This window comes from Mycobacteroides franklinii (genome assembly GCF_002013895.1).
Lineage (GTDB): Bacteria > Actinomycetota > Actinomycetes > Mycobacteriales > Mycobacteriaceae > Mycobacterium > Mycobacterium franklinii.
Genome location: NZ_MAFQ01000005.1, coordinates 451,751 through 474,988, shown reverse-complemented (window position 1 = coordinate 474,988; position 23,238 = coordinate 451,751). Strand labels below are relative to the sequence as shown.

The 23,238-nt window shown below is 63.2% G+C and carries 27 protein-coding genes and 1 pseudogene; 17 read left to right on the top strand and 11 right to left on the bottom strand.

Features of this window, described 5'->3' with window-relative positions:
• Window positions 1-110: 110 nt before the first annotated feature.
• Both B4393_RS09200 and B4393_RS09195 read left to right on the top strand, forming a co-directional pair.
• Window positions 111-767, top strand: a complete 657-nt coding sequence (locus tag B4393_RS09200) for a TetR/AcrR family transcriptional regulator (protein WP_078333842.1) — start codon at window positions 111-113, stop codon at window positions 765-767.
• The gene (locus B4393_RS09195; protein WP_236743136.1) at window positions 760-1,377 is read left to right on the top strand and encodes a TetR/AcrR family transcriptional regulator; all 618 of its coding nucleotides are present in this window, start codon (window positions 760-762) and stop codon (window positions 1,375-1,377) included. The genes B4393_RS09200 and B4393_RS09195 overlap by 8 nt, the downstream gene beginning before the upstream one ends.
• Before the next feature lie 49 nt (window positions 1,378-1,426).
• Here B4393_RS09195 and B4393_RS09190 read toward each other — a convergent pair whose 3' ends face one another.
• From B4393_RS09190 to B4393_RS09175, 4 genes are all read right to left on the bottom strand, one after another.
• Window positions 1,427-2,023, bottom strand: coding sequence for an ABC transporter permease (locus tag B4393_RS09190; protein ID WP_078333996.1), 597 nt, complete (start codon window positions 2,021-2,023; stop codon window positions 1,427-1,429).
• A 569-nt stretch (window positions 2,024-2,592) separates the two neighbouring features.
• Window positions 2,593-2,775 carry a hypothetical protein gene (locus tag B4393_RS09185; RefSeq protein WP_078333841.1) on the bottom strand — a complete coding sequence of 61 codons (183 nt, stop codon included), beginning with the start codon at window positions 2,773-2,775 and terminating at the stop codon, window positions 2,593-2,595.
• Between the two features lie 50 nt (window positions 2,776-2,825).
• Complete coding sequence (locus B4393_RS28445) at window positions 2,826-2,993, bottom strand: DUF2510 domain-containing protein (RefSeq protein ID WP_191987111.1); 168 nt, start codon at window positions 2,991-2,993, stop codon at window positions 2,826-2,828.
• Window positions 2,994-3,201: 208 nt separating this feature from the next.
• A complete protein-coding gene (locus B4393_RS09175; protein WP_413816142.1) occupies window positions 3,202-4,101 on the bottom strand; it encodes a LysR family transcriptional regulator ArgP in 900 nt (299 codons plus the stop codon).
• A 77-nt stretch (window positions 4,102-4,178) separates the two neighbouring features.
• On the opposite strand from B4393_RS09175, the gene B4393_RS09170 reads away from it, so the two are divergent.
• From B4393_RS09170 to B4393_RS09125, 10 genes are all read left to right on the top strand, one after another.
• The gene (locus B4393_RS09170; RefSeq protein ID WP_078333838.1) at window positions 4,179-4,775 is read left to right on the top strand and encodes a LysE/ArgO family amino acid transporter; all 597 of its coding nucleotides are present in this window, start codon (window positions 4,179-4,181) and stop codon (window positions 4,773-4,775) included.
• Window positions 4,776-4,848: 73 nt separating this feature from the next.
• On the top strand, window positions 4,849-5,316 hold the full coding sequence (locus B4393_RS09165) for a DUF4334 domain-containing protein (RefSeq protein ID WP_078333837.1): 468 nt from the start codon (window positions 4,849-4,851) through the stop codon (window positions 5,314-5,316).
• Window positions 5,313-6,380, top strand: a complete 1,068-nt coding sequence (locus tag B4393_RS09160; protein ID WP_078333836.1) for an NAD(P)-dependent alcohol dehydrogenase — start codon at window positions 5,313-5,315, stop codon at window positions 6,378-6,380. The genes B4393_RS09165 and B4393_RS09160 overlap by 4 nt, the downstream gene beginning before the upstream one ends.
• A gap of 41 nt (window positions 6,381-6,421) precedes the next feature.
• Window positions 6,422-6,967, top strand: a complete 546-nt coding sequence (locus tag B4393_RS09155) for a TetR family transcriptional regulator (RefSeq protein ID WP_191987191.1) — start codon at window positions 6,422-6,424, stop codon at window positions 6,965-6,967.
• A 69-nt stretch (window positions 6,968-7,036) separates the two neighbouring features.
• Complete coding sequence (locus tag B4393_RS09150; RefSeq protein ID WP_078333835.1) at window positions 7,037-8,017, top strand: ABC transporter substrate-binding protein; 981 nt, start codon at window positions 7,037-7,039, stop codon at window positions 8,015-8,017.
• Entirely contained in the window at window positions 8,017-8,406 is a 390-nt protein-coding gene (locus B4393_RS09145; RefSeq protein ID WP_078333994.1) for a hypothetical protein, read from the top strand. Before B4393_RS09150 ends, B4393_RS09145 begins: the two co-directional genes overlap by 1 nt.
• A gap of 10 nt (window positions 8,407-8,416) precedes the next feature.
• Window positions 8,417-9,130 carry a queuosine precursor transporter gene (locus B4393_RS09140; RefSeq protein ID WP_078333834.1) on the top strand — a complete coding sequence of 238 codons (714 nt, stop codon included), beginning with the start codon at window positions 8,417-8,419 and terminating at the stop codon, window positions 9,128-9,130.
• Window positions 9,131-9,169: 39 nt separating this feature from the next.
• Window positions 9,170-9,805, top strand: a complete 636-nt coding sequence (locus B4393_RS09135; RefSeq protein ID WP_078333833.1) for a 5-oxoprolinase subunit B family protein — start codon at window positions 9,170-9,172, stop codon at window positions 9,803-9,805.
• On the top strand, window positions 9,802-10,677 hold the full coding sequence (locus B4393_RS09130; RefSeq protein WP_078333832.1) for a 5-oxoprolinase subunit C family protein: 876 nt from the start codon (window positions 9,802-9,804) through the stop codon (window positions 10,675-10,677). The genes B4393_RS09135 and B4393_RS09130 overlap by 4 nt, the downstream gene beginning before the upstream one ends.
• Before the next feature lie 3 nt (window positions 10,678-10,680).
• Window positions 10,681-11,250 (top strand): GNAT family N-acetyltransferase, encoded by a 570-nt coding sequence (locus B4393_RS09125; protein WP_109558271.1) that lies wholly within the window; start codon window positions 10,681-10,683, stop codon window positions 11,248-11,250.
• Between the two features lie 56 nt (window positions 11,251-11,306).
• Here the strand turns inward: B4393_RS09125 and B4393_RS28365 are convergent.
• From B4393_RS28365 to B4393_RS09115, 3 genes and pseudogenes are all read right to left on the bottom strand, one after another.
• Window positions 11,307-11,867 (bottom strand): annotated as a pseudogene (locus B4393_RS28365) (VC0807 family protein); the annotation flags it as partial.
• Between the two features lie 48 nt (window positions 11,868-11,915).
• The gene (locus B4393_RS09120) at window positions 11,916-12,584 is read right to left on the bottom strand and encodes a VC0807 family protein (protein WP_078333831.1); all 669 of its coding nucleotides are present in this window, start codon (window positions 12,582-12,584) and stop codon (window positions 11,916-11,918) included.
• Window positions 12,585-12,604: 20 nt separating this feature from the next.
• Window positions 12,605-13,264 (bottom strand): VC0807 family protein, encoded by a 660-nt coding sequence (locus B4393_RS09115; protein WP_078333830.1) that lies wholly within the window; start codon window positions 13,262-13,264, stop codon window positions 12,605-12,607.
• Between the two features lie 251 nt (window positions 13,265-13,515).
• On the opposite strand from B4393_RS09115, the gene B4393_RS09110 reads away from it, so the two are divergent.
• Entirely contained in the window at window positions 13,516-13,944 is a 429-nt protein-coding gene (locus B4393_RS09110; protein ID WP_078333829.1) for an Hsp20/alpha crystallin family protein, read from the top strand.
• A gap of 27 nt (window positions 13,945-13,971) precedes the next feature.
• On the opposite strand, the gene B4393_RS09105 is transcribed toward B4393_RS09110, so the two are convergent.
• Entirely contained in the window at window positions 13,972-14,940 is a 969-nt protein-coding gene (locus tag B4393_RS09105) for an acyl-ACP desaturase (protein ID WP_078281183.1), read from the bottom strand.
• Between the two features lie 355 nt (window positions 14,941-15,295).
• On the opposite strand from B4393_RS09105, the gene B4393_RS09100 reads away from it, so the two are divergent.
• From B4393_RS09100 to B4393_RS09090, 3 genes are all read left to right on the top strand, one after another.
• Entirely contained in the window at window positions 15,296-16,048 is a 753-nt protein-coding gene (locus tag B4393_RS09100; RefSeq protein WP_413816138.1) for a cutinase family protein, read from the top strand.
• A gap of 196 nt (window positions 16,049-16,244) precedes the next feature.
• Window positions 16,245-19,430 carry a bifunctional cytochrome P450/NADPH--P450 reductase gene (locus B4393_RS09095; RefSeq protein ID WP_078333828.1) on the top strand — a complete coding sequence of 1,062 codons (3,186 nt, stop codon included), beginning with the start codon at window positions 16,245-16,247 and terminating at the stop codon, window positions 19,428-19,430.
• A gap of 88 nt (window positions 19,431-19,518) precedes the next feature.
• Entirely contained in the window at window positions 19,519-20,247 is a 729-nt protein-coding gene (locus B4393_RS09090; RefSeq protein ID WP_078333827.1) for an isochorismatase family protein, read from the top strand.
• A gap of 59 nt (window positions 20,248-20,306) precedes the next feature.
• Here the strand turns inward: B4393_RS09090 and B4393_RS09085 are convergent, their stop codons facing one another.
• Together B4393_RS09085 and B4393_RS09080 are read right to left on the bottom strand one after the other, a co-directional pair.
• Window positions 20,307-20,834, bottom strand: a complete 528-nt coding sequence (locus tag B4393_RS09085; protein ID WP_078333826.1) for a carboxymuconolactone decarboxylase family protein — start codon at window positions 20,832-20,834, stop codon at window positions 20,307-20,309.
• A 1-nt stretch (window position 20,835) separates the two neighbouring features.
• Complete coding sequence (locus B4393_RS09080) at window positions 20,836-21,423, bottom strand: peroxiredoxin (protein WP_070938088.1); 588 nt, start codon at window positions 21,421-21,423, stop codon at window positions 20,836-20,838.
• 108 nt (window positions 21,424-21,531) lie between these two features.
• Between B4393_RS09080 and B4393_RS09075 the strand changes: the two genes are divergently transcribed.
• Entirely contained in the window at window positions 21,532-22,470 is a 939-nt protein-coding gene (locus tag B4393_RS09075) for a hydrogen peroxide-inducible genes activator (protein WP_078333825.1), read from the top strand.
• Here the strand turns inward: B4393_RS09075 and B4393_RS09070 are convergent.
• A complete protein-coding gene (locus B4393_RS09070) occupies window positions 22,467-23,222 on the bottom strand; it encodes an isocitrate lyase/PEP mutase family protein (protein ID WP_078333824.1) in 756 nt (251 codons plus the stop codon). The two genes, B4393_RS09075 and B4393_RS09070, sit on opposite strands and share 4 nt — an antisense overlap.
• Between the last annotated feature and the right edge of the window lie 16 nt (window positions 23,223-23,238).

Genomic DNA, 23,238 nt, shown 5'->3' with positions numbered 1-23,238 from the left:
TACGTGGAGGTGACTTAGCGCACAACCCCTTCGAGAATCATCGAAACGCTCTTGTGCGCGTGGACCGTTGTGCAGCCCTGAAGTCGCGCCACCATGGATAGGATCAACCCATGTCAGCCCTGCTCCCCGCGCCACAGCAGCCGGCTGATCGCTTCCCTGGAAGGGATGAAGCGGCCGCCCGGTCGTTCCGGCTGAGACTCTCGACAGCAATCGAGCGCTTGGCCGGAGAGGGAACCACATACGCCGAACTCAGCGTCGAACGCCTCATCCGCGAAGCCGGAGTATCCCGCTCCACGTTCTATAAGTACTTCGGCGACAAGACCCGGCTGCTATCGAGTTTGGCCGAGACGGTACAAGTAGAATTCCTACGGGCAGCGAACTCATGGCTTGAGCTCCCCAGTGCCGCTGAACAATCTGATTACAGGGCGGCGTTCGCCACGATCTTCCACACCTATCGATCACACAGAGTTGTCATGCGTAGCATTTCTGAGCAGGCCAATCATGATCCCGTGATTCGTGATCATTTCGCTCGGATGATGGACGCCTTCGTCACCGCAGTCGAACAACACATCCGCCAGGGACAGAACGCCGGCTCAATCGTCGGTGAGCACTCCGCACATGATTTGGCGGTGTGGCTCACGTGGATGCTCGAGCACGGCCAGCTGCTGTTCGTTGGCCCAGCGACCGAATTTGAGTTGGAGCAATACACCTCAGCGGCGACCGAAATCGTGTGGCGAGCGCTATATTCGCTCCCCAACGATGAGTAAGCAGGCCAGGCGTCAGCTTCCCAACAGGACCGCCAGACGCAACGACACCCTGGCCGCCTTGGCGGTGGCCGCGGCATCATGTGCCGATGGGAACCAGTCGAGCTTCCCAAATCTGACCGTCGACCGGCTCGCACGCCGCGCAGGGATTTCCCGAGCGAGTTTCTACATCTACTTCGAAGACAAGGCCGAGCTGGTCCGCGCCTGGAACCGCGATCTCGATGAACGGGTGAATACCGTTCTGGCGCAGTGGTGGCCGGCGACGCCACCCACGCCTTATGCCCTCCGACGGATGCTCGACCAACTGACGGATATCTATCGCGGAAACCGCGTGGTGCTCACCGCGATCCACGAGATGACCGCACACGATCCGCTGCTGCGCCAGGCTCGCGCCGACAGCTCCGCCATCATCTGCGGAGCACTCCGTCAGCACATCGTGCGCGGACAGCAAGAAGGCTGGGTTTCGGACAGTCTCCAGCCCGCAACAACGGCCGCGTGGATAGTCTCCATGCTGGAGCGGGTCCTTCAGCAGGTGGTTCCCGCACGCCAGAACGCCATGTCACTTTTGGACACCGGAGCAGACGTCATCTGGAGAACGCTCTACCAGCTGTAGACGCCGCGCCGCTCCGGGTCATCGCCCGCTGCAGCGTCGGCGACATCAACTACACCCCTCCCTGGACCGCAGGCTCGCACACAGCAGTTTGCGTTCCAACCGTTGCATCATTCGCGAAAATGCCCTTATAGCAAGCGAAGAGCCCCCCGACCAGACCAAGGACCGCCGCTTCCACCACGCCGATGACAACATTGGACGGCTGTGCCAACAACATCAAATTGCCGATGAATTGACTTATCGGTGTGTGCTGGCCAAAGACCGAGAAGAAGAAGACCCCGGTCGCTGCAACCGTGATGAACGACAACAGCACTGCTGCCACCGCACCCGCCAGCACCCGCGGCACCACCAGCGCCCGTACGGGATCGACACCTGCCGTCCGCAGTGCTTCGATTTCCCCCTGTATCGCGTACGAACTCACGTCAACGCAGACCACCGTGGTGCCTACTGCCGCCATCACCAAAACGGTGTCCGGCGCGAGGTGCGCTATTTCAAGCAACATGACCTCAAAGATCACCATCACTGCGAAGGGTATCGCCAACATGAGCGTCGGCAGGGCCGCCACTCGCACGATCGAAGACACCTGCAGGAAGAACTCTCGCCACACAATAGGACGACGCACCATGACAGAAAGCGTTTCTCGCGTCATGGCGATGAAACCACCGAGGGTACGACCTGGCCCACTCGCAGGCTGAGCGATCTCGCCGTCTTCTCGATCAACGGCGGAATCAGCAAATTCCGCCGTATCCCTGGCCACTACCGGTCCAACCTTGACAACATCACAGCTCTCCCCTCGGCCCGCGCTTTGCACTCACGGGCAATGATCTAATTTATATTAGATTATCTCATCACTCCAGTCGGGCGCAGCTGTTCCATGCAGAACGTGCTTCGAGTTCAACTGGCGCATAGGAAAATTTCCCCATGAGCTCTCCCACTCGAGAGCCTGAACGACCCGCGTTGGGCATGCCGTATCCATAAGCGTGAAGTTTTTTATTTTCATTTATCCGAGGATCGGGCGGCTCATCCTTGAAAACTCCTGCTTTCCTGTCACCCTCACGAGTCCGCCGCACCGAAGATCCAACGCCAGAATGCCCAGACTTTCTGGTTACCCAGTCGTGCAACAGATTTCACGTTTACAGCGAGCTAGAAGAATTGTACGGCTGTCGAACAGTCATGGCGACAAACTCGCGCCGGCAACCGGCCCGGACCCGTTACGTGTCATCTCAATTCCTCAAGCGCGGTGCCCGAGCGGTGCGGTCTACCGAAGAGCCACGTCGGCCCGGGATCGCGCGGTAGATTGATCAGGCACTCGAATCCATCGACGGTGGCCCCGGTGCGATCCATGGTCACGACGGCGACCTCCACCACGCTGTCCGCGCTGAACAGGGCCAGTGGTCTCAACGTCGATGACCGCTACCCGCTCGGAGTCGCCCAGCAGCAATTCAATGCGACTATCCAAGCATCGCAACGACGGCCCTACCCCACCGGACTTGGGGGGAAGGATCATCGATGGTGTCCGTTTCCGGGACGTGTGTCCAGGCCGTCCATCGAGTGCCATCGAACCACCGAAGTGGTGCCTGACGCCACGGATCGGCGTACCAACCGCAAGCGACCGCCATAGTCCCCTCTGACAGCATTTCAACCAGACGCACGGCAGATTACTGAAGATCCGAGATGTCACGGCGATTTCAATCAATGCCGCCGCGATGCCGGTCACATTAGACAAAGCGGCGTAGGTATCACCTTACGGTCAAGGCGATCACGAATGTGAGTCTGGCTGTTCTATGCAGACCAGGCCTGATCGTGTTCTTCAACATGTCCCAAGCCCTACACCAACGCGCCAGCGGCCGCGACCACTGCGTCCGAAACACACCGACCCACAACACTATCCAATTTCCAGGACTGCCAGAACAACGGCACGTCGAGGTACACGTCCGCTGCACGAACGAACTCGCCGTCAGACAGCACTTGTTCCGCCAACAGCTCCGGACACATACCCCACCCCAGGCCAGAACTCACTGCAGTCGCGAATCCTTCGGCCGAAGGTATGTAGTGAACTCGTCTTGAGATTGCGCGGCGAAAGGCCTTGTACACAAGCTGGTCTTGAAGACCATCATCTCTGCTCCATGCGAGCGAAGGCGCGGCTGCCACTGCCTCTACCGTGAATCCGCTGGCCAGATAGCGCTCAAAATACGCCGGAGACGCCACCGGTACATACCGCATCGCGCCAAGGCGCCGCACCCGGCAGCCCGGTACTGCCACTCGCTCCGTCGTTACTGCTCCCATCACGACACCCTCGCGCAGGAACCGCGATGAAAGATCTTGATCCTCAATGCGGATGTCAAACAATACATCGAGCCCAGCGCTAAGCACGGCAGGAAACCAAGTCGCCATAGAATCCGCATTTACGGCAATTGCTACCCGCCTTTCGGTCGAGATTTCGACCCCGGATTCGGCCAACGCCTCGGATTCCAGTAGTGCCGTCTGCGCCGCCAAACGTACCAGCGGAATCCCAGCAGCTGTTGCCTTGCATGGCTTTTCACGAACAACCAAGACCTGACCGACATGTTGTTCAAGTGCCTTGATCCGCTGACTCACCGCGGAGGGCGTCAACTTGAGCTCCGTTGCAGCCATGTCAAAGCTACCGAACTCGATCACGGCGGCAAGCGCCGCCAGCTGGCCGGTATCCAGTCGCGTTCTTAAGGCAGCGAGCTGCTGCGAGTCCAAATTCACATTAGGAATTCTAATGCGGCATAATAATTATTAGCTGGATTACATCTCGCTACGCTCTTAACGTCGTCTTCGTGACCGTCCTTTTTCTCGGCTTTCTGACCGGGATGTCCCTGATAGCCGCCATCGGCGCCCAGAATGCATTCGTGCTCCGCCAGGGCATCCGCAGCGAGCACGTATTGCCGGTGATCGCCGTCTGCATCACCGGCGACTTCCTGCTCATCACGGCGGGGATCGGCGGACTCGGCGGCCTGATCACCGCGACTCCGAGCCTGCTCACAGTCACCAAAGTGGGCGGCGCGGCGTTTTTGATCGGCTACGGGTTGATGGCCGCCCGTCGTGCCGCACGCCCCGGCACTCTGGTGCCGGCCGAATCCAATCCGGCCCGGCTCGGCGCGGCGTTGTTGACCGCGTTGGCGATTACCTTCCTGAACCCACACGTCTACCTCGACACTGTGGTGTTGCTCGGCTCGCTCGCCAATGCGCACCGGGATTCGCGCTGGGTGTTCGGCGCGGGCGCCCTCATCGCGAGTGCCACCTGGTTTGTCGGACTCGGATACGGCGCGCGGCATCTCGCCGGAGTGTTCCAGCGGCCAGGAACGTGGCGGGTGCTCGATGGCGGGATCGCCGTGGTGATGATCGCCCTGGGCGCCTCGCTGCTGGTCAGCTAGGTAAAACTCATCCTTGCCGAACCATTTGGTTCGGTGTTAGCGTCCTTGCCGAACCAACTGACTTGGGAGAGACATGGACGTCGACAAGGCACGCACTCGTTTCGCCGAACTCCGTGGTCAGCGGGACGTCAACCCCGCCGATCTCGACGAGATCTGGGCGGTGCTCGACACCGTCCGCCCCGGGGACATGCTGGGCAGCTGGAAGGGCGATGAGTTCCACACCGGGCACAAGATGAACGGCCAACTGGCCGCGGTGCGCTGGTACGGAAAGATCTTCACGTCCATCGACGATGTCGAACCCATCGTCTGTTACGACGACGACGGAAACCTGTTTTCCAACAACGCGTTGAGCCTGGGTGGCGCGACACTGTGGGATATCGAGTTCCGCGGCGAGGTCACCGGCACCATGGTCTATGACGGTCAGCCCACCTTCGATCACTTCAAGTGGGTCGACGAGAACACGCTGATGGGCATCATGAACGGCAAGCGCCAGCGCGCCAGCGGCAACTATCTCTACTTCCTCCTCGAACGCGATCAGTGAAAGTCACTGCAGCACTGAGCCGCTCGGCCCAGTCTCCGTTCACGCTGGAAGAGGTCGAACTCGATGAGCCGCGCGCCGATGAAGTACTCGTCAAGGTCCACGCCACCGGTCTGTGCCATACCGATCTGACCTTCAAAGCACAGGTTCCGATACCGGCGGTGCTGGGCCACGAGGGCGCGGGAGTCGTTGAAGCGGTGGGCAATCAGGTGATCGGCATCAAACCGGGCGATCATGTGGTCTTGAGCTACCGCAGCTGCGGTCAGTGCCGACAGTGCGGCGTGGGCGAGCCTGCGTACTGCTCACGGGCCAACCGGCTCAACCTCTCCGGCTCCCGGCTCGATGGGTCATCGACACTTTCCCAGGACGGAACCACCCTGTTCGGCTCGTTCTTCGGGCAGTCCAGCTTCGCCCAGTACGCACTGGCCGCGGCAGACAACACCGTCGTGATAGATCCGTCCACCGATCTCGCCATCGCCGCACCGCTGGGGTGTGGTCTGCAAACCGGCGCCGGTGCGGTGCTCAATGTGCTCGCACCCGAACCTGATTCACGGCTCGTGGTGTTCGGCGCGGGCGGCGTGGGCCTCGCCGCGGTGATGGCCGCCAAAGCCATCGGGGTGCAGACAATCATCGCTGTCGACCCGGTGGCCTCGCGCCGCGACAAGGCCATCGAACTGGGCGCGACCCTCACCGTCGATCCGGTGGCCGAGGACGCAGCCGCCGTCGCCCGCGGAGCCACGCACGCCCTCGATACGACGGCGAATCCCGATGTCATCGCGACCGCACTCGGCCTGCTGCGACAACGCGGTGTGCTGGTTCTGGTTGGACTCGGCGCCTCACGCGGAACGATCGACCTCACCGATCTCATGTTCGGCGGCAAGGTGATCCGTGGATGCATCGAGGGAGACGCCGACCCGCAGGAGTTCATCCCCGAGCTGTTGCGATTGCACGCACAGGGTCGCTTTCCCATCGAATCGCTCATCAGTACCTACCAGGCACGCGATATCGATCAAGCCGTCACGGACGCGCGATCCGGTAGCGCGATCAAACCGGTGCTGCTCTGGTGAGCGCCATGCGGGCCGCGGGCCAGGCGACCCACGACAGGATCATGACCGCCGCCAAGGCCGAGTTCACCGAGTACGGCCTCGCCGGCGCACGGCTGAACCGCATTGCCACCAATGCGAACGCCAGCAAGGAGCGCTTGTACAGCTACTTCGCGAGCAAGGAACAACTGTTTGAAGCCGTTGTGGCGCAATGGATCGATGACGCACCGTACAAGGTGCCACTGCGGGCCGACGACATTCCCGGCTACGTCGCGGGCCTGTTCGACAACATCATCGCCGACCCGCAGGGCGCACGGCTACAGCGCTGGATCGAGCTGGAGTCCCCCGAGGGGATGTTCGACAACCACGTATTGCGCCGCATCTTCCAAGCCAAGCTCGCTGAGGTCCGCAGGGGGCAGCAGACCGGGCTCATCGACCCCACATGGGAGCCGAGGAGTCTGCTCATGATGCTGATCGACATCGCCTATTCCATGGCGGCGAGTGGATTCGGCATCGACCGGATTGTCGGCGAACCCTTGGGCGAGGAGATGCTCGCGGATCGTCGCGCGGCCGCCGCCGAGGCGGCACGGCGGCTGGTCTGCCGTTCGTAGGACAGTGCCGCGAATCGCAACAGCCCCTGGGTTGCGTGCGCCAGCTACTCTCGATGTGTGCCACCTGGGATGATCACTCGCCGCGGACTTCTTGCCGCCGGTGCCGCCCTCGCCGCGGGCAGTGCGCTGGCCGCCTGCACCAAGGACGCAACCCCCACATCGGAGCGCGACGGCACCGCCGTCATCACGCACGCATTCGGTAAGACCGAGGTCAAGGCACCGCCGAAGCGCATCGTCAGCGCCGGCTACACCGGCCACGACTACCTGCTGGCGTTGGGAATCATCCCGATAGCGGTCACCGACTGGTACGGCGGCTTCCCCTTCGCAACCTGGCCATGGGCCACAGCGCGGCTCGGTGGCGCCACACCCGAAGTGCTTACCCTCACCGACGGGCTGATGGTCGACAAGATCACATCCCTGAAGCCCGACCTCATCCTTGCCGCCGACGCCGGGCTCGACCAGGACACCTACACCACGCTCTCGGGGATCGCTCCGACCATCGCCCAGTCCGGTCGATACGCGTTTTTCGAACCCTGGAAGGACCAGGCCAAGGCCATTGGCCAGGCGGTGTTCAAGCCCGCGGAGATGGACGCGGTGGTTCAGGCAGTCGACAGCAAGTTCAGCTCCGCCACGTCCACACACGCCGGGTTCAAGGACAAGAAGGTCGTCTACCTGCAGGGCGAATTGCTCGACGGACAGGCCATCGCCTACCGGTCCGGACCACGCACCGGATTCCTCGCCGGCCTCGGGCTGACCACGCCTACCGAGCTGGAGACCTACGCCAAGGGCGATCAGCTCGCGCATCTTCCGGCCGACCAGCTCGCCACCGTCCTCGGCCAGGCCGACGTGCTGTTGTGGGGCACCGAATCCGATGAGCAGACCGCCGCGCTCAAGGCCGATCCCGTGATCACCAAGCTGGGCCCCTCGCTGGTGGATCGCAGCATCTTCACCACCAAGGAGCTGGCCGGGGCCATCAACTTCAGCTCACCGCTGAGCCTGACCTACGTGGTCGACAACCTGGTTCCGCAGCTGGCCCGAATTTCGGGGTGATGACCTACCCACCCGCGCGCCCGCAACCGTATTGGGCTGACGTCGCGATTCGCGTGGTTGGCGGTGTCATCGGCGCCACCGCCCTCGGCATCTTCGGGCTGGCGGCATTCATGGTGTTGTCGTCCCGGCTGTCTTCGGATCCGTTCGCCGATCCGCACGGCTACGGCCTGATCTTAGGGATGATGCTCGCCATCCCGTTCGGGCTGCTGGCCGCAGGCACCTTGCCGCTGGTGTTTGCCCGCGGACAGCGGCTGCGCGCCGTCATGATCGCCTTCATCGTGTATCTGGCCGCGGCGGCACTGCTGATCTACTCGGCTGCCACCGTGCCCAACCGCCCACGGCCCTGCGCGACAAATCCACCCGCACCCCAGTGCAAGCACGCACCCTAGACTTCGCGGAATGGCGACAAGCGACATCGAGAAGAGTCCGCAAGAGCAGGTGGTCTTCGCCCAGGTAGGCCGCAGCTACTATCCGCTACTGTCCGCCGTCTTTGTCGGAGTCGTACTTATCTCGAACGTGGCTGCCACCAAGGCAATTGGTTTCGGGCCCGTGGTCGGCAGTTGGTCGCTGATCACCGATGGCGCGTTTGTGCTGTTTCCCCTTAGCTACGTGATCGGCGATGTGCTCAGTGAGGTCTACGGGTATCGCGCCACCAACCGGGTGATCCTGCTCGGGTTCGCGATGGAGGCACTCGCGTGCTTGGTGTTGTGGACTGCCAAAATACTGCCGCCCGCCGAGTTCTACCCCAACCAAGAGGCCTTCGCCACCATCGTGGAAAGCATCACCACGCTCATGGTTGCCGGGCTCGCCGGATACCTTGTTGGACAAACACTTAACGCGCTCGTCGTGGTGCGGATGAAGAAGCGCTCCAAGGAACGGCATCTGTGGGCTCGGTTGGTGGGCTCGACGGTCGTCGGCGAATTCGCGGATTCGCTGGTGTTCTGCTCCATTGCGGCCACCGCCCTCGGTATTCACACCTTCGGCCAGCTGGCCACGTACACGGCGTTGGGCTGGGTCTTCAAGTCGGTGGTGGAGATCGTGATGCTTCCCGTTACCTATCGGGTGATCGCCTACATCAAGCGGAACGAGCCGACTTATACACAGGCGGAATAAATGCGCCCCTAGGCGCAGCCACGGGGGTACCGTCGAAATATGAGTACCGCAACGGATTTGAAGGTGCGGGATCACGGGGATCGGGCGTTACTGCTCGAATGCGCATCCGTGCAGGAAGTGCTGGCGTGGACGTCAGCACTGAATGCCGACCCTATCGACGGCGTCACCGACATCGTTCCCGCCTCCCGCACCGTCCTCCTCAAGCTCCGCGCCCCGGCTGACCAGCCCATAGTTCGTCACCGGCTGACACAGCGCACGGCACCGCCCGGCACGCTGGATGACACCGCGGCACCACCGGTGACCATCCCGGCCCGGTATGACGGTCTCGATCTCGAGGAGGTCGCCGAGCACACCGGGTTGAGTGTGGACGGCGTCATCGCAGCGCACACCGGAACGGTCTGGACGGTCGGATTCTGTGGATTCTCACCGGGATTCGCGTATCTCGTGGGAGGTGATCCCCGCCTTGCCATCCCCCGCCGCGCCGACCCGCGTACCAAGGTGCCCGCCGGCGCGGTGGCACTCGCCGGCGAATTCAGCGGGATCTACCCACGCGAGTCCCCCGGCGGCTGGCAGCTGATCGGCACCACCGACGCCGTCGTGTGGGATCTCGACCGCAACCCGCCCGCTCTGCTCACCCCGGGCACTCGTGTCCAGTTTCGGGAGGTGACGTCATGAGGCCCACCCTGGAAGTGATGCGCACCGGCCCACTCGCCCTGGTCCAGGACCTCGGCCGCGTCGGCAAGGCGGCCATGGGTGTCGGACGCTCGGGGGCGGCGGACCGCCGTTCACATTCCCTGGCCAACCGGCTGGTGGCCAATCCCGACAACCTGGCGACCATCGAGGTGACCCTGGGCGGTATGTCATTTCGGGTGTCCGGCGACGATGTGGTGGTGGCGGTCACCGGCGCCGATACCGACCCATCCGTCAACGGAATTCCCTTCGGCACCAACAGCATCGTCATGGTCCAGCACGGGGATGTCGTGTCGCTAGGCGCACCACGCAGCGGATTGCGCAGCTACGTGGCGGTGCGCGGCGGGGTCAGTGTGGCACCGGTGATGGGCTCACGCAGCTTCGACATCATGTCCGGCATCGGACCCAAGCCGCTGCAGGCCGGCGACAGACTGCCGGTCGGACCACGATCCCCCTCCTTCCCGGAGGTGGAGCAGGCTCCCGTGGCGACGATCTCCGATGATGTCGTAGAACTCAAGGTGGTGCCCGGCCCGCGTGACGATTGGTTCGCCGACCCCGATGCGCTGATCCACGGAAACTGGATCGTCTCCGACCGCAGCGACAGGGTGGGTACCCGGCTGATCGGCAAACCGTTGGAACTGCGCGACCCGGCGCGGCAGCTGCCTAGCGAGGGCGTGGTGCGCGGTGCCATCCAGGTGCCGCCCGGCGGCCAGCCCGTCATCCTGGGCCCCGACCATCCGGTGACCGGAGGCTATCCGGTCATCGGCGTGATCACCGATCACGACGTGGATCTGGCCGCCCAGGTGCGGCCAGGACAATCCGTCCGGTTCTATTGGTCAAGACCGCGCATAACTTAGGAGATGTGTGCTGTGTCCAATATGCCAACCGTCCCCGTCATCCGGACCCACACCGCACGGCTGATTCACACCGCCGACCTGGATAGCGAAACACGTTGTGCGGCACGCGATTTACTCGTAGAGGCATTCGAGGGCGACTTCACCGAGGAAGACTGGGAGCATTGCCTCGGCGGGATGCATGCGCTCATCTGGTACCACGGCATACTCATCGCCCATGCCGCGGTGATCCAGCGCCGGCTGCTGCACCAGGGGCGTGCGCTACGCGCCGGGTATGTGGAAGGCGTTGCGGTAGATAGCGACTGGCGCGGACATGGACTTGGCGCGGCAATCATGGACGCGGCCGAACAAGTCTTGCGGGGCGCCTACGAACTAGGCGCGCTGAGTGCCGGCGACGACGTCGCTCCGTTCTATCGTGCGCGTGGCTGGGTGCCCTGGGTCGGAACTACGCCTGTGATGACCCCCGAAGGCATCGTGCCGGCCACCGACGAGGGCGTGCACGTACTGCCGATGAGTTCAGGAGTCGATCCCTCTGGCTCACTGACCTGTGATTGGCGCAGCGGCGACGGCTGGTGATGGCCGCGGCGGCGCAGGAAGATCCAGATCATCGCGATCACGAACGCCAGCCGCGCGGCGCTTCCCACCGTCGCCAATAGGCCGTTGAGCACCTGCGCGATATCCACCGGGTACCGCAAGATCACGCCCGCCATCACGGCGGCCTGCACCAATTCCAGCGAGCCGACGATCACGCAGAGCCGCACATGCATCCGGTGATAGGCACGCAAGTCCGCATCGCTCCAGTGATGACGTGCCACCCAGCCCGGGCGAATCATGTCGACGATGACCTCGGTGAGTGGTCGTTTGGTCAGGCAGCTACCCACATAGAACAGGCCGAACAGCACCACCGGGACCACGTGAGTGAGCTGCGCCAGCTGCGGCGAGCTGGTCAGCAGCGCGACCACAAGTGTCGCACCGTGCATCAGCATGATGAATCCCGCGACAATGTCGAAGCGCTTGTCCCGCAATGCGGTGTAGATGACGCGCAGCGCCGAGACTACCGCCGCAGCCATCAGGGCATGCAACTCCGAAGCGCCCAGCAGACGCATGCCGTAGTACGTTCCCAGTCCGAGCCCTGCGCTGACCAATGCATGGCCGAGTGTGAATTTCCCTGCACCCTTACCCAACCCACTCACCACAGCGACGGTACCGACGCAATCTGAGAGAGCCTGAGAAACATACGCCTACCGGCCCGACAGCGCTCGTTCCTTGCGCCGCAGGTACATCCGGATCGCGACGACCACGCCCACGATGAGCCCACCGGTGGTGAACATGGACACCACCGGATTGACGGCCTGCACCACGTCGACCGAGAAGCTGTAGATGATCACGACCATCAGGGCACAGAACAGCAGGCTGAAGATCCCGCACCAGAAACTGACAAGTACATGCAGCCGGTGGTACGAGCGTTGGTCCTCGTCGGTCCAGCCCTGTTCCGCTGCAAGTTTCTCGACACCGCCGGGCCACAGCTTGGTGACCAGCAGCTCGGTCAGTGGTTTACCGATGAGTGCGCTGACCAGGAAGTACGTAGCCAGCAGCATGCCGGGTACCTCGTTGGTGACCTGCGACAAGCGGGGGTCGCGGGTAAGCCACGCCATGATGAGGCTGACTCCGAAGATCGGCACCACCAGTAGCGAAACCGGGTCGAGTGCCCGCTTCCACGCCATCTTCACCAGTGCCTGGGTGGCCGACACCGCGGTCGCGGCCATCAGCGCATGCAGCTCCGAGAATCCGACCAGGCGCAGCCCGAAATAGGCGCACAGCGCCGGTCCGATATTGAGCAGTCCCTCGATCAACAGCTGCCGGGGCGAGATCCCGTTCTCGGTATCGGGCTGCTCGGTGGTCAGGGACACCGCGCGACTGTATCCGTTCGTTACGCCGCAGGCGAGTCGTACGTCACGCGCTGCAGGTAGCGACGGATAACCACAATCATGCCGATGATCAGGCCAATCGTGGTCACCAGGGAGAAGATTTGGTTCACCGCCTGGGCTACATCGACCGAGAAGCTGTAGATGATGACGATCGAGATGACGGACAGCAGCAGGCTGATGACACCGCACCACAAAGTCACGTGCACATGCATCCGGTGATACGACGTGACGTCCTCATCGGTCCAGTGGTGTTCGGCCGCGATCTCGTCGATTCGCCCGGGCCGAGCTTTGGCGATCATCAACTCGGTGAGCGGTTTACCGACCAGGGCGCTGCCTATCAGGAACAGCGAAAGCAAGATCCCGGGAATGGTGTTGGACACCTGAGCCATGCGCGCGTCAGAAGTGACCAGCGCGATGACCAGGCTGAGCCCGAAGTTGAACATCAGAAAGCCCGACAGCACGTCGAATTTGCGGTTCTTGGCGACCTTGAACAGCACCTGGATGCCGGAAACCACGGTGGCCGCGATCAACGCGTGGATCTCGGGCTGCCCCGCTGCACGCAAGAGGTAGTAGGTCCCGAGAGACGGTCCCGCGCTGGCCAGGGCGTGCCGGAGCACGACGCGTGCTGACGCCTTCTGGTTCTCTGCTGGCTGCTCGGGCACGCGGCGAGGTTACCGGGCCAACCTTGGAATTGGCCTCCGGCGCGCAATACCGAAACACCTTGCCTATCGAGGCCTATCGAGGCCTATCGAGATCACCGCGCCACTCGACAGGTGGCTCACCGATATTCCGCGGGGCCAGATAAACCCCGTTCGCCCTGGGCGTACCGAAAAAGGAACTTAAGCGCGTGGCGCTCAAGTTTGAAGGAGTGACGGCCGGTCCGAGATTCCGGCCCACAGATGAGGAGAGAGCTATGAGCAATCTGGTGTGGACGCGTCGCGGCCCGTTCGCCGAGTTCGACGCCCTGGTACGACAGTCCTTCGGCCCGGCGACGAGCTGGCCCACCCCCGGTTTCGTCCCATCCGCCGAAGTGGTGAAGGACGGAGATGACGCCCTGGTACGTCTCGATCTTCCCGGCGTCGACGTCGATAAGGACGTCACGGTCGAGGTCGAGCGCGGCAAGCTGGTGGTGTCCGGTGAGCGTCGTGACGAGCGCGCCGAACAGACAGAAGGACGCGTGCTGCGCGAGGTCCGCTACGGCACCTTCCGTCGCAGCTTCACCCTGCCCAACCATGTGACGGGTGACGCGATCTCGGCGAGCTACGACGCGGGCATCCTGACCATCAAGGTCGCCGGTGCGCACGCCAATGCCGAGGTGCAGAAAATCGAGATCACCAAGTAATCCGAGACGCCAGACGAGGAGCCCGCGCTAGCCGGCGTGGGCTTCTCGTTTCTTGGCTTCGCGGGCGAGCATGCGGTCGCGCTGTTCCTCGAACTTGACCACTTGGCATTTCAGGTCTTCCACGTAGGCGGCCAACTGATCGCGACGCGCTTCGCCCTTGGCGCTGAAATCGTTGCGATCGAAAATGCGCCACTTGCGGAGGTTCGGCGTGACCACCTCTTCGAGATGCTGACGCGGGTCGTAGATACCGTGCTTGGCCATCAGCACGCCGTTACGACGGAAGTTGGGCATGCCCTGCCCGGGCATCCGGAAGTTCTCGATCACCGCGCCGATCGCTTCCAATGCCTGATCCGGAACGAGATCCAGTGCGGCACTGCACATATTGCGATAGAAGATCATGTGCAGGTTCTCGTCGGCGGCCACGCGCTGCAGCATCCGGTCGGCGACGGGGTCATTACACACTTTGCCGGTGTTGCGATGGCTGACTCGGGTCGCCAGTTCCTGCAGCGTGGTGTAAGCGACCGACAACAGGAAATCGGTCTTGTGTACCGATTCCTCTTCGTCGGTGGCGTCGAAGCCCGCGGTCATGTGCTCCATGCGTGCGCGTTCCAGGGCCACCGGATCCACTCCACGCGTGACGACGAGGTAATCGCGGATGACGATGCCGTGCCGGTTCTCCTCGGCGGTCCAGCGGCCCACCCAGGTCCCCCAGGCGCCATCCAGACCGAAGTATTTGGCTGCCTGACGGTGATAGGACGGCAGGTTGTCCTCGGTGAGCAAATTGGTGATCATCGCCGCTTTTGCGAGCTCGCTCAGCTGCGACTGCTCGGGATCCCAGTCTTCGCCGCCCATTTGCGCGAAATTGCGACCCTGATCCCAGGGAACATAGTCGTGCGGATGCCACTCCGTGGTCACAGACAAATGCCGGTTGAGGTTGGCTTCAGCAACGGGTTCCAACTCGCTGAGCATCTCAAGGTCGGTCAACTCTCTTGACATTTCACCTTGTCTTTCGCGTTGGAACCCCGAGCCCACGGACAGGGTAACTTATCTGAGCAATGCCTTGACGTGCTCGTATGTTGCAAGTCATGACAGGCAACTTCCACCCCACCCCACCGCCGGACGGGCCACCATGCCTGTTTCCGCCGCCACAACTGGGCAACCGCTTGCTACAGACCCGATATTCGAACCGGCTTCGCAGCACCATATCCCGGTGAGAGCAACATCACTAATTCGGCCGTGTCGCAACCCCGTCACATATTTGATCCGCTGAGTGGCCAATTCGGGCGCTCGGTACGTTGGATTGGACGAATAACGCGATTGTCCACGCAGTCCACCACGAAAGGCATAGCGAGTGCGAACCGCAATGTGTCGGGCGGCCTCTGCCGTCGCTGCATTCCCCATCCTGTTCGGCGGCTATGCAATGCAGTCGCCGGCGCCGGCGCACGCATCGAGCTGCGCCGACATCGACCTGGCATTCGCGCGCGGTACCAACGAGCCGGCGGGACTCGGGGATGTCGGCAAGTCCTTCACCGATGCGGTGAAGAAACAGCTGCGGGGCGCCAAGGGAATGAGCATCGACACATACGGGGTCGACTACCCCGCGAGCATCGACTTCCTCCAGGCCGGCAAGGGGTCCGATGATCTGAGTAAGCACATCCAGAAGACGGCCGCCGACTGCCCGAAGATGAAATTCGTCGTCGGCGGGTATGCCCAGGGAGCGGCGGTGGTGGACGTGCTGTTGGGCAACACTCCGCCGGGGACCTACACCTTCACCAATCCCCTGCCTGCCGGACTGGAAGACCGCATCGTCTCCATCGTGCTCTTCGGGGATCCCAAGAACGTCCGGCCACCCGGCGTCGACCAGAGCCCTTCGATCCGTGAAGACCTGCTGCACAAGGTGATTGACGTGTGCAACCCGGGCGACTTCTTCTGCGACCCACAAGGCGGAGACATCGTCTCGCACACCACTTACGCCAAGGACAAGCTGACCGACGGCGCGGCCGAGACGGTGGTCCAGCGACTGGTCGCGCTACTGGGACACCGCTGCAAAGGCCCCGACGGTCAGGTCCCCGACAACACCACAACCTGCTCACCCAGCGCGTAACCGGGAGTTTCCCGAAACCCGGCGTCTCCCGCCAGGAGATTTCACCGGTATCACATGCGCGAACGCCCAGGCGCAGGACAATCGAACCACCCCCTGTTCCGGGCCACACCGGGGGCCGTAGTCATATGTGTACAGTGATGGTCGACGCATGATGTAGACATTTGACTACACCGCCGGAAACGAAGGGTGGACACACATGAGCCGCGATATTCGAGTGGTGGAAACGGGCGAATACACATCACCCGCGCTCCCTCCGGAAATCGACGGGATTCCCTGCGCCGACGGACGAACACTGCCATCCGGCCCGCTGCCTGGCCGACCGTACGCACTGCCCGCAGATCTGCTTGTCGAAGAGTTCGGACCGCTCTTCTACGCGGACTTCGGGGTTTCACGGCGGCTGTACGCCTGTTCGCTGGATCTGGTCGAGGAGCTCTGCGACGAGACCCGATTCATCAAGGGCATCACCGACCGATTGGATCGATTCCGTCCCCTTGCTGGCGACGGGTTGTTCACTGCCTACCCGGGCGAGCCGAATTGGCAGAAGGCCCACGATGTCTTGCTCCCCGGCTTCAGCTACAGCGGTCTGCGCAACTATCACCCCGCCATGCTCGATATCAACCGCCAGCTCCTCGCCCGCTGGGACGAGTGCGCCGGCGGCCCGTTTGTGGATGTCGCCGAGGATCTGGCAAAACTGGCCATGGACACCGTCGGGCTGGCCGGGTTCGGGACACGGTTCGACTCCTATCAGCGAGAGGGGCTCGCGCCGGTCCCGCTGAGCTTCGCCCTTGCGCTGCAACAGATGCTGGCCCCGCGAGGCGGCGACCAGGATCTGTTCGCGGCGGAACAGCAGAAACTACATACCTTCATCGACGAGCTCATCGCCCAGCACGGCGACGGTGCCGCCGAGCATGAAAATCTGCTGGGGCTCATGCTCGCACCTGGTTCTGAGACAGGACCGGCACTGGAACTGAGCAGCATTCACTCTCAGGTCCTCACATTCTTGATCGCCGGGCAGGACACCACGTCCACCGTGATGCCCACCGCGCTCTACAGCCTGGTCAAGAACCCTGCCGTGCTTTATCGGGCCCAGGCGGAGGTTGACGGCCTTTTCGGGCCGGACGATGAACACACGCCCACGTTCGACGAGATTGGCAAGCTTCGCTACATCCGCCAAATCGTGGACGAGACGTTGAGGCTCTCGCCACCGGTCCGCGAATTCGACCGCATGGCCACGGAAGACACCATGCTCGCGGGGCGTTATCCGGTGCGGCAGGGCGAGGTTGTCACCGTCCTCACCACCTCGTTGCACCGGCAGCCGCAATGGGGTGACAACGTGGAGATCTTCGATCCTGACCGGTTCTCACCGGAAAGATCGGCCGGGCGGCCGGTAAACCTGTTCAAACCCTTCGGCACCGGAGCCCGGTCCTGTATCGGACGGCAGTTCGCACTGCACGAGGCGACCATGGCGATCGCCACACTGGTACACCGATACCGCTTCATCGACTCCGAGCATTACCAGCTGCGCACCCACAGCGATCTCATTCGGAAACCCGTCGGCTTCCGAGTTGGCTTGGCGCGACGCACTTCCCAGGACCGCCGGCATGAGTCAGCCGCCGCCGCTACCGTCGCACCGCACGAGACGCGCCAACCGACGGCCACCGCCGCGCCGGGATCGACACTGACCGTCTTCCATGGCTCAAATCTCGGCACCTGCCGGGCACTGGCACACCAACTGGCCGAGGAAGCCTCCGATCTTGGATACCGGACGACCGTCGCTCCCCTGGATGACGCGGTAGAAGCCCTACCCACCGAGGGCGCGATGGTCGTGGTCGCCGCGTCCTACAACGGTCAACCGACCGACGACGCCCGGCAGTTTCTCGCCTGGCTCGATAGCGTAAAACCTCACCCGGACAACGGGTTGCGCTACGCAGTCCTCGGAATCGGCGACCGGAACTGGGCTGAGACCTACCAAGCAATACCCAGGAGGATCGACGAAGGTCTCGCCGCATACGGCGGCGCACCGATCCTCCCTCGAGGTGAAGCAGACACTTCCGGCGATTTCGCGGGCACCGTCGAGGCATTTTCGCAAGCCCTGTGGACTTCGTTGGGCGGTGTCACCGGCGCGGATGCCTCCACCGTCCCGCTCGAGGCGCCCCTTTACGAACTGCGCGCCATCGACGGGCCCGTGACGGCGGCGATCGATGCCCGGTTCGAGGTGGTGCCGATGACCGTCCTGGACAACCGTGAATTAGTCAGCGCCGACAATTCTCTGGGGCAGGCGAAGCGGCTGGTACGTATCGCACTGCCCGCCGACATCGATTACCGCACAGGCGATCATCTCACCGTCCTCGCGGACAACCAGCCCGAGTTAGTGGACAAGGCCGCTGAACTCCTCGGTCTCGTACTCGACCGGCGGATATCGGTCAATGCCCGGCGCAGCACCCGTCGGGCCATCGCCCTGGATCGCGAGGTCAGCGTGCGGGAGTTACTGACCCATTTCCTGGAGCTACGCAAACCGGCCACGAGAACTCAACTGCTTCGACTGGCGGCGGCGAACCCTTGCCCACCGGAACGGGCCGCGCTGGAGGCGCTCGCCGCTCATCCGGAAACTCGCTCGCTCGGCATCGCAGGGTGTCTGCTGGAGTTCCCCGCCACCAAGTTGTCACGGGCCGAGCTGCTTGAACTGTTCGAACCGATGACCCCACGGCACTATTCGATAGCCTCCTCAAACCGGCAAAGTCCGAGAGTCGTCGAGCTGGTCGTCAGCGTGCTCGACGCCCCAGCGAGATCAGGGTTCGGAGATTTCCAGGGGGTCGCCTCCAACTATCTGGCCAACGTCTTACCGGGACAACATATCCGGGCCCGGGTTGACCAAGCCCGACAAGCGTTCCGGGCAGGGGCCGCCCCCTCCCGGAATGTCATCCTCGTCAGCGCCGGTACCGGGGTCGCACCGTTCCGTGGCTTTGTCGGTGACCGGCTGGCGGCGCTGGACGCCGGTGAGCCGTTCGCCCCGGCACTGTGCTTCTTCGGCATTCGACACCCCGAGGTGGACTATCTCTTCCGCGAGGAGTTCGAGGCCGCGGAGCGGTCCGGTGCGGTCCAGATGCGCCCGGCGTTCTCCCGCGTATCCGAGAACGGCGTCAAGTACGTACAAGACCGGATTGCCGCCGACGCGGACGACATCTGGGATCTGCTCGGCGATCCCGCCAAACAGACGCATGTATATGTCTGTGGCGATGGCGGCAAGATGGCCCCCGCCGTCCGAGATGCGTTCTTACACATCTACCGGGAACACACCGGCGCGGACGAGTCCCAGGCCCGAGACTGGCTCATCGAACTCGTCGAAGCCGATCGCTATGTCGAGGATGTCTGGACAGAGTGAGGCGTACGCCGGTCTCCTAGCCTCGCCCCGACCCGTCGTGTGTTCCTTGCCATTCCCACTACCCGCGTTCAAGTGGGAGAGTAGCCCGATGCGTAGACGCACCTTCCTTCGTTCGAGCTCTGTGGCATTACCGGCCGCAGCACTGGCTCTCGCCGTGCCCGGGAGCGCACATGCCGACGTCCGGCCTACCGGGTCAATCACATACCCGTTCAGCGCAATCCACGTGCCGGCCACCAGCGCGCCCTGGACGCTCGAACCGGATCGCGCAGTGCTGCTGGTCCACGACATGCAGCACTACTTCATCAAGGCGTATGCGCCGCAGTCTGATCCCATCGCGACAGTGCTCGAGAACATCAAGAGCCTGCTCGATACCGCGCATGCGCACCAGGTACCGGTGTACTACTCAGCACAACCCGGGGGCATGACGAAAGAGCAACGCGGGCTCTTCGGCCAGCTCTACGGTCCCGGCATGCCGGACGATGACGCCGAGCGGGCCATCGTCGATCCGCTCGGACCGACGGCCGCCGATACCGTTCTTACCAAATGGAAGTACAGCGAGTTCTTCCGTTCCGATCTCCTGGAGATCCTGCGCAACACCGACCGGGACCAACTGATCATCGTGGGCGTCTACGCCTTTTCGGGGATCACCGCTACGTCCACCGATGCCGTCCAGAACGACATCCAGGCATTCATCGTCTCCGACGCCGTCGCGGACTACACCTCCACGGGACACGACCAGGCGCTGGCCTGGTGCGCGGAGCGCACGGCGAGAATCCTGACCACACAGTCAGCGCTGAGTGCACTGAACAATTCGTAACCATCCCGGTACGACAAAGGCCGCCTGCACACTCATGCAGGCGGCCTTTGTGACGTTACTTAGACGAGCGCGGGCACCGTGGCCAGCGCCTGTGCGACACCGGCAACAATCGCCGCGATCTTGAGGGCCTCGAGCACCTGCTCGCGGGTCAGTCCGGCCTCACGCAGCACCTTCTCGTGCGAACCGACGCAGAAGTGGCAGCCGTTGATGGTCGACACCGCGAAGGACCACAGCTCGAACTCGGCCTTGTCAACACCGGGGTTACCGATAATGTTCATCCGCAGCCCCGGGCGCAGGTCGTCATAGGCGCCATCGAGGAAACCACGACCGCGGTAGAACACGTTGGTCATCGCCATGATGGACGCGGCGCCCAACGCCGCATCAAGGGCCTCGGGGGCCAGGATGCCCGCTGCCTCGTCGCGAATCTCCTTGAACACCTGCTCGTTCCGGGTGGCAGCCGCCGTGGCGACGAGGGTGCCCCAGAGCTGGCTCGGGGACAGCACGGTGCCACGGGCGACCGTACCCAGGTTGAGCTTGAGGTCCTTGGCGTACTCCGGCAGCGCTTCCTTCAGGTTGTCAATACCCATGTCAGACGCCCGCGCTCATCAGCTCGCCCGCATCGATGGTCGGGTCACCCTTGCGCCAGTTGCAGGCGCACAGCTCGTCGGACTGCAGTGCGTCCAGCACACGGAGTACCTCTTCGACATTGCGGCCCACAGAACCGGCTGTGACAGAGACGAACTGGATGATGTTGTCGGGGTCGACAATGAAGGTGGCGCGGTCGGCGACACCATCGGAGTTCAGCACGCCCGCGGCCTCGGCCAGCTCGCGCTTGAGGTCGCTGAGCATCGGGAACGGGAGCGTCTTGAGGTCTTCGTGCTGAGCGCGCCACTGGAAGTGCACGAACTCGTTGTCCACGGAGGCGCCCAGCACCTGGGTGTCGCGGTCGGCGAACTCGTCGTTCAGACGGCCGAACGCGGCGATCTCGGTGGGGCACACAAAGGTGAAGTCCTTGGGCCAGAAGAAGATCACACGCCACTTGCCGGGGTGGTCGTCGCTGGTGACAGTGGTGAAGTAGTCGTCGGGCTGCTGCGCGTTCACCTTCGACAGATCGCCGCCGATGACCGCAGTCAGGTTGTAGGCCGGGAATTCATCGCCGATGGTCCGCAGAGTCACGATTCTCCTTCATGTGTTCCGTCAAATATTCACTGAATGCTTACTGGCACCATCGTGCCGGAAACTCGTCCAAAACAAAACGTGATTGTTGGCACTATATTAATAGGTATGTCCGATCGTAGTTATCAGCCGACAGTGGTCGGTCTGCGCGCTTTTGTGGCTATCGCACGTAAACGCCATTTCGGCAGCGCGGCCGCCGAGCTTGGCGTGAGCCAGCCCTCGCTTTCGCAGGCCCTGTCCATGCTCGAAGAAGGGCTCGGCGTGCGGCTTGTTGAACGCAACACCCGCAAGGTGCTGCTCACCCCCGAGGGCGAGGCGCTCCTGGAGAAGGCCATCGCCGCGCTGACCGCGGTGGACGAATTCACCTCTGCGGCAAGCGGCGTGCGCGACCCTTTTGCGCAGACGCTGCGACTGGGCCTGATCCCCACAGTGGCGCCCTACGTGCTGCCCATGATGCTCAGCGGTCTGGCCCGCGAGTTCCCCGAGATGTCACTGCGGGTCACCGAGGACCAGACCGGACGGCTACTGCGATCCCTGGCCGACGGGTCACTGGACGTCGCGGTCATGGCCTTGCCCGCGCAAACTCCCGGGATGGCGGAGATTCCCATGTACCGGGAGGACTTCGTCCTCGCCCTGCCGTCCGGACATCCACTCGCAGGCAGCCGCGCCGTCGATCCCGCGGTGCTTGCCGACATGCCGTTGTTGTTGCTGGACGAGGGCCATTGTCTACGCGATCAGGCCCTGGAGGTGTGCCAGCTTGCCGGTGTGCGCCCCGATCTCGGCCACACGCGCGCCGCCTCCCTGGCCACTGCCGTGCAATGTGTCGAGGGCGGTCTCGGGGTCACCCTGATCCCCGGCACCGCCGTCACGGCGGAAACCGCGAGCGGCGGACTGGCCACGGCCACCTTCGCAGATCCGGTGCCTGGCCGCCGGATCGGTTTGGTGTACCGGGCGACCAGTGGGCGCGAAGACGCCTATCATCGCCTCGCGGAACTGCTCACACAGTTGGTCTCGGCGGTACACCCGGTGACGGCCGATATGGCCTAACGCCAGCGTCCGAGGATCTCCTCGGCCCGCGTCGACAGCGCTCGCTGAAGGAACGGTCCGAAGCTGATCCGGCCGACGCCCAGCGGGCCAAACGACGCCGGATCGTCAACGTCCGGGAGCGCGATGGCGTTCACCGGAAGAGGCAGTTCAGATGTCAAGCGCCGCTGCACATCCGGCTCATGGCGACCCACCGGATACAGGGAGTCGGCGCCCGCCTCAGCGGCCAGCTTCAGTCGCGCGATGGCCCGATCCACCCGATCCGACTCGTCGCCGATCTGCCGAAGGAGGATGTCGGTGCGCGCATTGATCACCACCGGGACACCCGCCTGGTCGGCCGCAACCCGAAGCGCGGCAACAAGATCCGCATGCTCTTGGGGCTCACGAATCCGTCCGCCCTCGCTGTGCACGGAGTCCTCGATGTTCAGGCCGACGGCGCCCGCTTCGATCAGTCCTTCGATGAGACGCTGCGGCGTCTGCGCATAGCCGGACTCGATATCCACCGACACCGGCAGATCCACCGCCGCCGTGATCTGCGAGACCCGCGCCACCACATCGTCGAACGACATGCCCTCCGCATCCGGCTTGCCCACGGAATCGGCCAGCGGATGCGAGCCCACCGTCAACGCAGCGAATCCGGCATCCGCGGCCAGCTTGGCCGACCACGCATCCCACACCGTCGGCAGAAATACCGGATCACCGGGAACATGCAGAGACTTCAGCAGGGCGGCCTTGGCAGCGAGATCGTTGGACATGCCTACATCCAACCTC

Excerpts from the sequence above, each read along its gene's own strand:
- B4393_RS09200 (WP_078333842.1), top strand. The coding sequence starts at position 111 with ATGTCAGCCCTGCTCCCCGCGCCACAGCAGCCGGCTGATCGCTTCCCT.
- B4393_RS09195 (WP_236743136.1), top strand. The coding sequence starts at position 760 with ATGAGTAAGCAGGCCAGGCGTCAGCTTCCCAACAGGACCGCCAGACGC.
- B4393_RS09190 (WP_078333996.1), bottom strand. The coding sequence starts at position 2,023 with ATGACGCGAGAAACGCTTTCTGTCATGGTGCGTCGTCCTATTGTGTGG.
- B4393_RS28445 (WP_191987111.1), bottom strand. The coding sequence starts at position 2,993 with ATGGCGGTCGCTTGCGGTTGGTACGCCGATCCGTGGCGTCAGGCACCA.
- B4393_RS09165 (WP_078333837.1), top strand. The coding sequence starts at position 4,849 with ATGGACGTCGACAAGGCACGCACTCGTTTCGCCGAACTCCGTGGTCAG.
- B4393_RS09155 (WP_191987191.1), top strand. The coding sequence starts at position 6,422 with ATGACCGCCGCCAAGGCCGAGTTCACCGAGTACGGCCTCGCCGGCGCA.
- B4393_RS09150 (WP_078333835.1), top strand. The coding sequence starts at position 7,037 with ATGATCACTCGCCGCGGACTTCTTGCCGCCGGTGCCGCCCTCGCCGCG.
- B4393_RS09145 (WP_078333994.1), top strand. The coding sequence starts at position 8,017 with ATGACCTACCCACCCGCGCGCCCGCAACCGTATTGGGCTGACGTCGCG.
- B4393_RS09140 (WP_078333834.1), top strand. The coding sequence starts at position 8,417 with ATGGCGACAAGCGACATCGAGAAGAGTCCGCAAGAGCAGGTGGTCTTC.
- B4393_RS09135 (WP_078333833.1), top strand. The coding sequence starts at position 9,170 with ATGAGTACCGCAACGGATTTGAAGGTGCGGGATCACGGGGATCGGGCG.
- B4393_RS09130 (WP_078333832.1), top strand. The coding sequence starts at position 9,802 with ATGAGGCCCACCCTGGAAGTGATGCGCACCGGCCCACTCGCCCTGGTC.
- B4393_RS09125 (WP_109558271.1), top strand. The coding sequence starts at position 10,681 with ATGTGTGCTGTGTCCAATATGCCAACCGTCCCCGTCATCCGGACCCAC.
- B4393_RS09110 (WP_078333829.1), top strand. The coding sequence starts at position 13,516 with ATGAGCAATCTGGTGTGGACGCGTCGCGGCCCGTTCGCCGAGTTCGAC.
- B4393_RS09105 (WP_078281183.1), bottom strand. The coding sequence starts at position 14,940 with ATGTCAAGAGAGTTGACCGACCTTGAGATGCTCAGCGAGTTGGAACCC.
- B4393_RS09095 (WP_078333828.1), top strand. The coding sequence starts at position 16,245 with ATGAGCCGCGATATTCGAGTGGTGGAAACGGGCGAATACACATCACCC.
- B4393_RS09090 (WP_078333827.1), top strand. The coding sequence starts at position 19,519 with ATGCGTAGACGCACCTTCCTTCGTTCGAGCTCTGTGGCATTACCGGCC.
- B4393_RS09085 (WP_078333826.1), bottom strand. The coding sequence starts at position 20,834 with ATGGGTATTGACAACCTGAAGGAAGCGCTGCCGGAGTACGCCAAGGAC.
- B4393_RS09075 (WP_078333825.1), top strand. The coding sequence starts at position 21,532 with ATGTCCGATCGTAGTTATCAGCCGACAGTGGTCGGTCTGCGCGCTTTT.
- B4393_RS09070 (WP_078333824.1), bottom strand. The coding sequence starts at position 23,222 with ATGTCCAACGATCTCGCTGCCAAGGCCGCCCTGCTGAAGTCTCTGCAT.